Genomic DNA, 12126 nt, shown 5'->3' on the forward strand with positions numbered 1-12126 from the left:
CACCCGCACTCCCCCGACCCCCGCCTCGACCTGGACACCGCCAGCATGGCGATCGTCAAGACGATCCGCGACGACTTCGCCGACCCGGCCTCGACCTACCGCGTCGAGCCGAAGGAGTCCTACCACGCCATCGCCGACCACTACGCGCACCTCGGGTTCCAGGCGGCCCGCCGCTGACCGGCCCGGCCGGGCGGGTGACCCACCCGCTCGGCGCCACGGTCACCGCAGCCGCCGGTGGGCGTCCGGTACCACCCGGGCGCCCTCGGCGGTTTCCGGCCGGCGCGCGCAGAACGCCTGCCGTCGCGCCGCACCGCCGCCGACACCCCGGGCGCCCCGAGCACTGAGGAGCACCATGAGAACCGCGCACCGGACCTGCCCGATCTGCGACGCCGTCTGTGGCCTGCGGCTCACCCTCGACGACCAGGAGCACGTCACCTCCGTCCGGGGCGATCCCGACGACCCGTTCAGCGGCGGGTACGTCTGCCCCAAGGGGGCCAGCCTCGGCCGGCTCGACGAGGACCCGGACCGGCTGCGGGTGCCGATGGTCCGGGACGGGCAGCGGTGGCGGGAGGCCACCTGGGAGGAGGCGTTCCGCCGGGTCGACGAGGGACTGAGCCGGGTCGTCGCCGAGCACGGACGCGACGCCGTCGCCGTCTACTTCGGCAACCCGACCTACCACACGATGGCCGGCTTCATGTACCGGGAGCCGCTCACCCAGGCGCTCGGTACCCGCAACGTCTTCTCCGCCAGCACAATCGACCAGATCCCCAAGCACGTCTCGACCGGCTACATGTTCGGTGACCCGTTCGCCATCGCCGTGCCCGACGTCGACCGGACCGACCACCTGCTCATCATCGGGGCGAACCCGCTGGAGTCGCACGGCTCGCTCTGCGCGGCGCCGGACTTCGCCAGCCGGCTGCGGGCGCTACGCGCCCGGGGCGGCCGGGTGGTCGTGGTCGACCCGCGCCGGACCCGGACCGCGGCGTTCGCCGACGAACACCTGTTCGTCCGCCCCGGTACCGACGCCTACCTGCTCTTCGGGATCATCCACACCCTGTTCGCCGAAGAGCTGACCCGGATCACCGTCGACGTCAACGGTGTCGAGGAGCTGCGCGCGCTGGCCGCCGAGTTCCACCCCGAGGCGGTGGCGCCGGTGTGCGGGGTGCCCGCCGAGGACGTCCGGCGGTTGGCCCGGGACCTGGCCGCGGCGCCCACCGCCGCCGTCTACACCCGGGTCGGCACCTCCACCGTGGAGTTCGGCACCCTGGCCCAGTGGCTGGTCGACGCGGTCAACATCCTCACCGGGAACTTCGACCGTCCCGGCGGGGTGATGTTCACCCGGACCGCGGCGCTGGAGATCTTCCGCACCGGGCAGCCGTTCGCGACCGGCCGCTGGCACAGCCGGGTCCGCGAATTGCCGGAGGTGCTCGGGGAGATCCCGGTGGCCACCCTCGCCGACGAGATCGAGACCCCGGGCGCCGGGCAGGTCCGCGCGTTCATCTGCATCGCCGGCAACCTGGTGCTCTCCGCACCGAACGGGCCCCGGCTGGACCGGGCGCTGCCCGGCCTGGACTTCATGGTGGCGATCGACCCGTACCTGAACGAGACCACCCGGCACGCGGATGTCATCCTGCCCCCGCCGCGGATCCTCCAGATGCCGCACTACGACTTCCTGCTGCTGATCGTGACGGTCCGCAACTACACGCGGTTCTCCCCGCAGATCCTGCCGTTGGCCCCGGGCCAGCCGTCCGAGGCCGAGATCATGGCCCGGCTGGTGCTGATGGCCTCCGGCCAGGGGGCCGACGCGGACCCGTCGCTGGCCGACGAGGCGATCCTCGAGGCGGTGCTGCGGGGCGGCACGTCGGTGCCGGGTTCACCGCTGGCCGGCGCGGACATCGGCCGGCTGCGCGCCGAGCTGACCGGGGACAGCGGGCCGGAGCTGCTGCTCGACGCGATGCTGCGGCTCGGCCCGTACGACCTGTCGCTGGAGAAGCTGCGGGCCAACCCGCACGGCATCGACCTGGGCCCGCTGGAGCCGCGACTGCCGGAACTGCTGCGCACCCCGTCGGGCCGGGTCGAGCTGGCCCCGCCGGCGCTGATCGCCGACGTGCCACGGCTGCGGGCCCGCTTCGCCGGCCCGCAGCCGGAGTTCCTGCTCGTCGGCCGCCGCCAGCTGCGGTCGAACAACAGCTGGCTGCACAACACCCCCACGTTGGTGGGTGGGAGCAACCGCTGCACCCTGCACGTCAACCCGGCCGACATCGCCCGGCTCGGGCTCGACGGTCACGCCGTCGTCCGGTCCGCCGCCGGCGAGCTGGTCGTAGCCGTGGAGGCGAACGACACGGTCATGGCGGGCGTGGTGAGCCTGCCGCACGGCTGGGGGCACCGCCGCACCGGCCAGCAGCTGGCCGCCCGCGACCCGGGGGTGAACGCGAACGCCCTCACCGACGAGACCGTCGTCGACGTGCTGTCCGGCAACGCCGTCTTCAGCGGCGTGCCGGTGACGGTGGCGCCGGCACCGGCCCCGGCGGACTGACCACGCGCGACGGCGCCCGGGACCTGGACGGCCGGCCGCCTCACCGCCCCTCGGACAGGCGGAACCCCGGTGGGGAGGCGACGCTGCCACCCACCGGGGTCCGGCCCGCTCCGCCGGCCCGCGGGGCCGGCGGCGGGTCAGTGCGGCACGGCCGGGGCCACAGCCGGGCGGGAGCGGGCCCACCGCCGCATCGCCGGTCGTTCGACGAGGGCGTAGAGCAGCCAGGAGACCAGGACACAGACCAGGTACACGCCGATCAGGAAGGCGATGCCGGTGACGAGGTCGAACTGGTACGGCTGGTACATCGCCCGAACGCCCAACTGGCCGTTGACCGCCGCGTGCAGCAGGAAGAGGACGTGCACGTGGACGAGGAAGAAGGCATAGGAGATCTCGCCCAGCCAGACCATCGGCCGGTTGCTCAGCAGCGAACGGCGGCCGGCCACGTCGTTCGCGGCGGCGGCGGTGATCAGCAGGATCATGGGCACCAGCAGCAGCGACTGGTAGCCGTCCATCAGGCTCAACGGCAGGGTCGCCGCGTAGACCGCCACCAGCAGCACCGCCGGCAGGGTGGTGCGGACACCGATCCACCGCCCAGACAGCAGGATCCGGGCCATGACCATGCCGGCCAGGAACTCGAACAGCCGCGCCGGCGGGAAGAAGTAGACGAACCACTGCTCCGGCCAGGACAGCGTGCTGGACAGCAGGCTCGGCGGCTGGTCCGGCAGCAGGGCCTTGGCGATCACCGGCAGCAGCATGGCGCCCGCGACCACCAGCCCGGCGGCGACCCAGAGCCGCTGCGGCCGGATCCGGTTGACCAGTGGCAGCAGCACCGGGAAGAGGGCGTAGAAGAGCAGCTCGACCGAGAGCGACCAGGTGGGACCGTTGACCGCGAACAGGTGGTAGGCCGGATCGGGCAGGAAGCCCTGGATCAGCGGGAGGCTGGCCAGCGTCGGCCCGAGCATGACGGGCAGGCCGGCGATCACCATCAGGGCGAGCACCGCGAGGTAGACCACCACGTGGTTCGGGAAGATCTTGAAGAACCGGCGGCGGAGGAACGCTCCGGTGGTGTCGGCCGACCGGGCCGACCAGGTGAGGACGAAACCGCTCAGGACGAAGAAGAAGGAGACACCGACCGATCCGGTGTTGTGCGCGAGGAACGCGTAAACCTTGTTGGCGTCGTCGTCGCGGAAGATCGGGTGGATCAGCCCGTGCCCGACGAACACCAGGCTCGCGGCGATGATGCGCAGTGCGGTCAGGGACGGAAGTCTCGTCGGGAGCGACTCCCTCGCCGGTGTCGCCGCCTCGTTGATCGCTGTCATGGTGCGGCCGTCCTTTCCAGGCAAAAGGGGTTAGCTATTTGTGCGGCGGATGCAATTGCCATTTGCTGCCGGCAATCTAGCAACGCGGTTCGTCCACCAGTTCTCTGGAATTGCTGGATCTGCCTGGGGGAATGTGACCGTTGAGCGGGCCCGGCCAGCCACGGCGCCGGCACGGCGGACGGCGCAGCGCAATCGGGAGGATGCGCGGTCAGGTGCGGTGCGGCGACCGTTGACGGCGTCGTGTCAGCAGCGCCCAGCCGGGTCGTGGCGCGACCGAGCCGGCCCCCGGGTGGACGCCGGTCACCGGTCGATCGCGCGCCGGCGGTCCGCGCCGTACGCGGGACGACGGTTCCGCTTTCCGTACGAGGGGTGGCCATGGCCGTGCCAGTGAAGACCACATCGGAGCCGGGCTCGTCGGAACTGCCCAGCTATCCGCTCCCCCGGGAGTGCCCGTACCGGCCGTCGCCGGAGTTCGCCCGGCTGCGCGAGCCCGGACCGATCTCGAAGGTACGGCTCTACGACGGCAAGGTCGCCTGGTTCGTCACCGGGCCGACCGAGGCCCGCGCCCTGCTCGCCGACCGGCGGGTGTCCAACCGCTCGGACTTTCCCAACTACCCAGTGATGGACGAACGCCACACCCGGATGCGGGCGACGCGGGAGATGGCCAAGGAGCAGGACGGCGGCTTCGCCGGCGCCCTGTTCGGCGTGGACCCGCCGGAGCACACCCGGCAGCGGCAGATGCTGGTGCCCCGGTTCACCGTACGGCGGGTCGCGGTGCTACGCCCGGAGATCGAGCGCATCGTCGAGGAGTGCCTGGACTCGCTGGTCGACAGCGGCGCCCCCGGGGACCTGGTGTCCGCCTTCTCCACCCCGGTACCGACCCGGGTGGTCTGCGCCTACCTCGGGGTCCCGTACGCCGACCGGGAGATCTTCGAGCCGCTGGCCCGCGACCTGTTCGAGCCGGAGCGGGCCGACGAGGCGATGGAGCAACTGACCGCGTACCTGACCGACCTGGTCGAGTCGCGGCGGGCGGAGCCGGCCACCGGCCTGATCGACGACCTGATCGCCAGCTACGTCGCGCCGGGCACCATGACGGCCAAGGAGCTGGTGTCGTTCGCGATGGCGATCCTGGTGGCCGGCACGATCACCACGTCGAGCATCATCGGACTGGGCACGCTCGCCCTGCTGGAGAACCCGGACCAGTACCAGCGGCTGGTGGCCGACCCGGAGCTGGTGCCCGGCGCGGTGGAGGAGATGCTGCGCTACATCTCGCTGGTCGAGCAGCTCGCCCGGGTGGCCACCGAGGACATCGAGATCGGCGGGCACGTCATCCGGGCCGGTGACGGCATCCTGGTCAGCTTCGCCGGGGCCAACATCGACCCGAACGTGACCAGCCACCCGGACACCCTGGACGTCACCCGGCCGCCGTCGAACCACCTCGCCTTCAGCTACGGCATCCACCACTGCCTGGGCCACAACCTGGCCCGGCTGGAGCTGGACATCGCCTTCCGCGCCCTGGTGCGGAGGCTGCCCGGGCTCCGGCTCGCGGTGCCGGCCGCGCACCTCCCCACCTACCAGAGCGGGGACGTGCAGCGCCTGGCCTGCCTGCCCGTCCACTGGTGAGCCCCGCCGGCACCGGGCTCGCCGGCCGAGTGCCGGCGCCGACCCGCGCCGGCGCGCTGGTCGCCGGCGACCAGCGCCGACCCCCGGCCGACAACCTGCCCACCCGCCGCAGTCCAACGAGGAGTCCGATGGAGAACCGAGACGGCGCGGTCGCGCTGAGCACCGAAGTGTTCGCCAACCCGCTGGCGCTGCTGACCCAACTGGGTGACCGGCGCCCTGTCCACCGGGTGACCCTGCCGGACGGGATGCCCTCCGTCCTGGTCACCGGCAACCGGGAGGCCCGGGAGGCGTTGTCCGACCCGAGGCTGGTGCGCAGCGTCGAGGCCGCCGACCCGGAGCTGCACAAGTACCATCCGCTGGCCAGCGACGACTACCCGCTCTCCCGGCACATGCTCTTCGCGGATCCGCCGGACCACGCGCGGCTGCGTCGACTGGTGTCCAAGGCGTTCACCCGACGCCGGGTGGAGCAGATGCAACCGAGGATCCAGGAGATCACCGACCGGCTGATCGACGCGGTGGCCGCGCAGGGGCACGCCGATCTCGTGCAGGACCTGGCCCTACCCCTGCCGATCGCGGTGATCAGTGAGATGCTCGGCGTACCGTTCGAGGACCGCGACGAGTTCGAGCAGCACGCGGAGACGCTGACCGGGATCAACGCCTCAGCCAGCTTCGATGCCATCATCGCCGCCGGCAGGTGGTTCGACACGTACCTCAGCAAGCTGGTCGAGCTGCGCCGGCGGGACCCGCGTGACGACCTGATCTCGGCCATGATCGCCGCGCAGGAGCGGGACGACCGGCTCAGTGACCTGGAGCTGCGGTCCAACGCGCTGCTGCTGCTCAGCGCCGGTTTCGAGACCACCGTCAACCTGGTGGCCAACGGGCTGCTGGCGCTGCTGCGCCATCCCGAGGCCACCGACCTGCTGCGGGCCGAGCCGGCGCTGATGCCCAACGCCGTCGACGAGCTGCTGCGCTACGACAGCCCGGTGTCCTGCGTGACCTACCACTTCGCCCGGGAGCGGCTGCAGATCGCCGGCTTCGAGATCCAGCCCGGCGAGCACGTGGTCATCGCCGCCGCGGCGGCGAACCACGATCCCGCGGTGTTCCAGGATCCGGGCCGGCTGGACCTGCGCCGCGAAAACACGGGGCACATCCTCAGCTTCAGCCACGGGATCCACTTCTGCCTCGGCGCACCGCTGGCCCGGCTGGAGGGCGAGGTGGCGTTCGCGACGGTGCTGCGCCGGCTGGAGAATCTCGCGCTGGCCGTACCCGCCGACGAGCTGACCTGGAAGGCCAGCTTCGTGCTGCACCGGCTGGAGCGGCTGCCGGTCACCTTCACGCCCCGACCCTGACCCCCGGGCCGCGGACCGGCCCACCCCGGCCGGCAGGTCGGTCCGCGGCACGGGTGACACGGCCGCTGGCCCGGGCCCCGGGTCAGCGGCCGTCGTCGTGGCGGCCCAGGTGGGCCAGGAGCCGGGCCTGCTCGTCCGCGCCGGGCGGGGGTGGCACCGCCGGCCCGAAGCCGAACCTCACCTCGTCCTCGCCAACCAGCTCGACGGTGCGCCAGAGGTGGTCCACGTCGGCCAGGTCGATCCGGGCCCGCCGCCCGAGGGCGCGGGCCAGGTCCCAGTGGTGCACCACCAGCTCCATGCCGATCGCCCGGTCGATGACCTCCGCGTACGTCCAGTCGCCGAGCCTGCCGCCGACCCGCGCGCCGGCGACCGCGGAGTCGGCGAGCGCGTCGCGCACCTGGTCCCGGATCGAGCGGAACGCCCCGAGCGGGTCGTCGGCGACCGGTGGGCCGGACCGAGTCCGGGCGCCCGCGCGGCCGAGGTGGACGCCGTTCATCTCCACCACGTGGGCGACCAGATCCCGCACCGTCCACTCACCACACGGGGTCGGGTCACCCCAGGCGGTGGCCGGCACTGCCGCGACGGTCCGGGCGAACGCGTCCGAGCGGCGTAGATACCGGTCCGCGATGTCGTCCATGCGCGGCACTATACGGTGCCGCCACCGCCGTTCCGGGCACGTTGCGCGACGCACAACCCAGGCACGCCGGTGCCCGGTGCCGGCGGGACCGCCGGCACCGGGCACCCGGGTCCGGTCAGCTCGGGTTGACCCGCCCGGCCTTGACGTCCAGGCGGGACAGCACCTCCACGATCGCCGAGGCCGCCCGCCGGGCCTGCTGCTCGTCGAGCACCAGCGGCGGGGAGAGCACCAGCACCGGGCCGTAGTTGCGGGTGATGACCCGGTGGTTGTCGTACAGCTCGTCGGCCACCGCGAGGGCGAGGTCCGGGGCGACCGGCTCCCGGGTCTGGGGGTTGGCGACCAGCTCGATGCCGACGGTCGCGCCCTCGACCCGGATCTCGCCGACGGCCGGCAGCTCCGCGGCCGGGGCCAGTCCCGCCCGCAGCCAGTCACCGATGTCCAGGGAGCGCCGCAGCAGCCCCTCGTTCGCCAGCACGTCCAGGTTGGCCAGCGCCACGGCGCAGGCGGTGGGGTGACCGGAGTACGTGTGGCCGTGGAAGAAGCTGTCCGTCCCGGCCGCCATGACGTCGGCCACCCGGTCACGCATGAGCACCGCGCCGAGCGGCTGGTACCCGCTGGTGAGCCCCTTCGCGGTGACGATGATGTCGGCGTCCATGCCGCGCTGCGCCGAGTCGAACCAGGCCCCGGTACGGCCGAACGCGGTGATCACCTCGTCGGCGATCAGCAGGATGCCGTGGCCGGTGAGCAGCTCGCGGACGCGCGGCCAGTAGTCCTCCGGCGGGATGATGACGCCGCCGCCGCCGAGGATCGGCTCACCGATCATCGCCGCGATGTTCTCCGCGCCGAGCCGCTCGATCGTCGCCTCCAGCTCGCGCAGCAGGAAGTCGGTCGGGTCCTCGCCGCCGTACATCTCGGAGTGGTACGGGTACGGCGGGGTGACCTTCTCGATGTGCGGCAGGTTCGGCCCGACCGCGTGCTGCATGTCCGGGATGCCGGTCGCGGTGCCGCTGCCGTAGGTGGCGCCGTGGTAGCCGAAGTGCCGGGCGATGATCCAGTTCCGCTCGGTCTGCCCCCGCCGGTGGTGGAACAGCCGCGCCAGCTTGATGGCGGTGTCCACCCCCTCCGACCCGCCGGAGGTGAAGAAAACCCGGTTGACGTCGCCCGGGGCGAGGTCCGCCAGGCGCTGGGCGAGCAGCGCGGACTTGTCGTTGCCGAACTCGAAGAAGCTGGTGAAGTGGGCCAGCTCGGTGATCTGCGCGGCGGCGGCCTCGGCGAGCTCCCGGCGGCCGTGACCGACCTGGGCAACCCAGATGCCGCCGCCGAGCATGTCGAGCAACTCCCGCCCCTCGGCGTCCCACACCGTGGAGCCGACGCCCCGGACGATCATCCGGCGGAACGGTCGCTCGTCACGCTGGTGCGAGTGCAGGACGTACCGCTTGTCCAGCTCGGCCAGCTCGGCACCGGGCAGGGTGCGCCCGGCCCTGGTCGTAGAAATCGTCACGTGTCCACTCCCTCGTTGCAGACGATGCCGGTTGCCCGGTACGTGGTCGGCACGGGATGCCGGTGCGCCCTGCGCGGGACGGGCACGGCACCGGGCCACCCCACGCCGGTGGCGTGAGAGGGCGCCGCCGGTGACGGTGGCCGCGCCGCGCGTCCACTGCCACACCCGCGGCCGCGACGTCGCGGCCGGTCCGGCTACCTGCGCCCCTGCTGGTTTTCTCCGAAACAATGGCAGCCGGCGGGGGCGGAGACATCTTCCGACGTGCGCAGCGCCGAGGCCGGTACGACGGTTACTCCCGGCGGGGACCGACCCGGGAAATAAAGCACTCTGGAAGATGCCGGCGTGCGGCGGCGTGATTAGCGTACGCGTTCGAGATGGCGGTGGCGGCCACCCGCGGATTCGGGCGCCGCCACCATTCCATCCGTCACGGGCGGCGGAAAAACACCAGTGCCCGCCGCAGTTACCAGAATGGGGGGAGATTATGCCCGTACGGGGCAGGAAGATAGCATCGACGGTGGCCGCCGGAGCGGTCGCGGCGATGCTGGTGTTCACCGTCGGGTGCGCCGACACCGGCTCGGCGGCCCCGGAGACCACGGTGGACGCGGGGACGCCGGCAACGTCGGCCGCCCCGGCCGACCTCAAGGGTCTGCTGACCAACCCGCACGAGGATCCCAGCCAGGACGAGGTGCTGGAGTTCGACTTCGCGCAGGTCGCGGAGAAGAACCTGCTGGCTCCCCCGAAGGGGATGGCCTTCACGCCGGACGCCTGCGTCAACTACGTGACCACCGGCGACGCCGCCGGGACCCCGCTGCAGACCGCCCCGGCCGCCACCATCGCCGGGTTCAACGGGCGGATGCAGTTCAACGCCGCCAGCCCCGTCGGCAAGGACCACAACCTGGGCCACGACAACTTCTTCGCCCAGTTCGTCGTCGAACTGCCCGAGGGGCCCAAGCTGGCGGACATGCACAAGGCAGCGCTGGAGTGCAGCGACGGTGACATCACGCTGGACGGCAAGCTCGCCGGCAAGCTGACCAACGTGGACCACGCGGCACCCGCGCTGGCCGGCGCCGAGACCGTCGGTCTGGTCCAGCGGATCATCTTCGCACCGCCGAAGGACCCGGCGGGCACCGAGATCCTCAAGCGGTTCTACGGCAGCGTCGACCCCGACGGCGGTATCGACCGCATCAAACACATCGTCATGGTGGTGCTGGGCGACGTGTTCTACTACGGCATCGTCTCCGACGCCCCGACGGCGACGAAGATGGCGGAGAACTTCCACCGGTTGGCCACCGCGCGCGGGCTCGCCTGAGCCGATCCCGTTCGTGCCCACGCCCGATCCCGGGCGTGGGCACGACCATGTCCGCCCGGCGACGCCGCCGGCGTGGGTGGCCGGTGCCGCCACGGGGTACCGGGGCAACACAGAAGATGCCCACCGCATGACCCGATGCCACCATTACCTCGTGGCCGATAAGGCGAATAATCGACCCGCATAGCAGTTTCGCACACTGCCCGTTCAATGGTCAGCCACCATGACCGCGGTCGACCCGCGTCCCACCTTCCAAGCAAATCGGCACCATTGTCGGCAGCGTCCGGCACCACTGTTCGCGGGAGCCACGAGGGTTGTGGGCCACGTATCGGAAAACCGCTGACCGCGTCACCGGTTTCGCTCGAAGGCAGGAGATGGTCGCCGTGGGTACCAAAGTTGGAAATCGCGTGGTGGTGCTCGGCGGGAGCATCACCGCGTTGTTCGCCGCCAGCGCGCTGAGCGAGGGCTACCGCGAGGTGGTGCTGGTCGACCGGGACGAGCTGCTCGGGGTCCGGGAGGCGCGGCGGGGCGCACCGCAGGGCCGGCACATCAACGGTCTCATCGCCCGCGGCGCTCGGGCCCTGGAGGACCTGTTCCCCGAGATCACCGCCCAGATGGTCACCGCCGGGTGCCCGCTGACCGACCTGGCCGGCACGGTCCGCTGGTACTTCAACGGCAAGCCGCTGCGGCAGACGCGCGCGGGGCTGACCAACGTGGCCGCCCGGCGGCCGGTGATGGAGGCGCACGTCCGGGAGCGGGTAGCCGCGCTGGAGAACGTGACCTTCCTGGAGAAGCACGACATCATCGGCCTGGTCTTCAGCGCCGACAAGTCGCGGGTCGTCGGCGCGCGGGTGCAGCGGCACGGTGCGGGCAACCGGGAGGAGATCCTCACCGCCGACCTCGTCGTCGACGCCACCGGTCGCGGTTCGCGCACCCCGGTCTGGCTGGAGGAGCAGGGCTACCCGCGGGTGGCCGAGGAGGGCACGAAGATCGGGCTCGGCTACGCCACCCGGCACTACAAGCTGCGGTACGACCCGTTCGGCACCGACCACTCGATCGTCTGCGTCGCGTCGCCGGACTCTCCACGGGGCGCCATCTTCACCAAGTCCGACGGGAACAAGGTCGAGCTGACCACGTACGGCATCATGGGTGACCACCCGCCCCTGGACCCGGAGGGCTTCAACCAGTTCGTCAAGTCGCTCGCCGCCCCGGAGATCTACGAGGGCATCGCCGACGCCGAGCCGCTCGACGACCCGGTGCTGTTCAAGTTCCCCACCACCCTGCGCCGCCGCTACGAGCGGATGTCCCGCTTCCCCGACGGGCTGCTGGTGCTGGGCGACGCGGTCTGCACCCCGAACCCGGTGTTCGCCCAGGCGCAGACGCTGGCCGCCCTGGAGGCGCTGGCGCTGCGGGAGCTGCTGCGCCGGGGCGAGGCGCCGCAGTCGCGGGAGTTCATGCGCACGGTGGGCCAGATCATCGACCCGGCCTGGGACATGACCGAGGCGATCAACCTCACCTTCCCGGAGGTCGAGGGGAAGCGCACCCGCAAGGTGCAGCTGATGCACGCCTACATGAAGCGGCTGCAGCTGGCCGCCACCAAGGACGCCAGCCTCACCGAGGCGTTCATGCGCTCCGCCGGGCTGGTCGACCCGCTGGAGTCCCTGATGCGCCCGGGCGTGGTCTGGCGGGTGATGCGGCACACCCGGGCCGAGCTGCCGGTGCTCGCCGGGCGTTCCTGACCCCTCGGGTGTCGGCCACGCCCGGCACCCGACCGGCGGCCCGCGGCACCACCGGCGCACCCGGCGATGGACCTTTCTCTTATACACATCTCCGAGCCCACGAGACTAGCGCTCAT

General features: G+C 71.9%; 8 protein-coding genes and 1 pseudogene. 6 read left to right on the top strand and 3 right to left on the bottom strand.

Features of this window, described 5'->3' with window-relative positions; all coding sequences use genetic code 11:
- Together C1I99_RS22385 and C1I99_RS22390 are read left to right on the top strand one after the other, a co-directional pair.
- A pseudogene (locus tag C1I99_RS22385) lies at positions 1-177 on the top strand (abortive infection protein); the annotation flags it as partial.
- A gap of 175 nt (positions 178-352) precedes the next feature.
- Positions 353-2536 (top strand): molybdopterin-dependent oxidoreductase, encoded by a 2184-nt coding sequence (locus C1I99_RS22390; protein WP_111136183.1) that lies wholly within the window; start codon positions 353-355, stop codon positions 2534-2536.
- A 137-nt stretch (positions 2537-2673) separates the two neighbouring features.
- Here C1I99_RS22390 and C1I99_RS22395 read toward each other — a convergent pair whose 3' ends face one another.
- Positions 2674-3855 (bottom strand): acyltransferase family protein, encoded by a 1182-nt coding sequence (locus C1I99_RS22395; RefSeq protein ID WP_111136184.1) that lies wholly within the window; start codon positions 3853-3855, stop codon positions 2674-2676.
- Positions 3856-4230: 375 nt separating this feature from the next.
- Between C1I99_RS22395 and C1I99_RS22400 the strand changes: the two genes are divergently transcribed.
- Positions 4231-5478 (top strand): cytochrome P450, encoded by a 1248-nt coding sequence (locus C1I99_RS22400; RefSeq protein WP_111136185.1) that lies wholly within the window; start codon positions 4231-4233, stop codon positions 5476-5478.
- Between the two features lie 128 nt (positions 5479-5606).
- Entirely contained in the window at positions 5607-6827 is a 1221-nt protein-coding gene (locus tag C1I99_RS22405; protein ID WP_111136189.1) for a cytochrome P450 family protein, read from the top strand.
- A gap of 82 nt (positions 6828-6909) precedes the next feature.
- On the opposite strand, the gene C1I99_RS22410 is transcribed toward C1I99_RS22405, so the two are convergent.
- Together C1I99_RS22410 and C1I99_RS22415 are read right to left on the bottom strand one after the other, a co-directional pair.
- On the bottom strand, positions 6910-7464 hold the full coding sequence (locus C1I99_RS22410; RefSeq protein ID WP_111136186.1) for a TIGR03086 family metal-binding protein: 555 nt from the start codon (positions 7462-7464) through the stop codon (positions 6910-6912).
- A 115-nt stretch (positions 7465-7579) separates the two neighbouring features.
- Positions 7580-8965: an aminotransferase family protein gene (locus C1I99_RS22415; protein WP_233512648.1), complete on the bottom strand. Its 1386-nt coding sequence runs from the start codon at positions 8963-8965 to the stop codon at positions 7580-7582.
- A gap of 514 nt (positions 8966-9479) precedes the next feature.
- Here C1I99_RS22415 and C1I99_RS22420 point away from each other — a divergent pair.
- Both C1I99_RS22420 and C1I99_RS22425 read left to right on the top strand, forming a co-directional pair.
- Complete coding sequence (locus C1I99_RS22420; RefSeq protein WP_111136187.1) at positions 9480-10274, top strand: hypothetical protein; 795 nt, start codon at positions 9480-9482, stop codon at positions 10272-10274.
- A gap of 380 nt (positions 10275-10654) precedes the next feature.
- Positions 10655-12010: an FAD-dependent oxidoreductase gene (locus tag C1I99_RS22425; protein ID WP_233512649.1), complete on the top strand. Its 1356-nt coding sequence runs from the start codon at positions 10655-10657 to the stop codon at positions 12008-12010.
- Positions 12011-12126 lie beyond the last annotated feature (116 nt).

The organism is Micromonospora deserti, from assembly GCF_003236335.1.
Lineage (GTDB): Bacteria > Actinomycetota > Actinomycetes > Mycobacteriales > Micromonosporaceae > Micromonospora > Micromonospora deserti.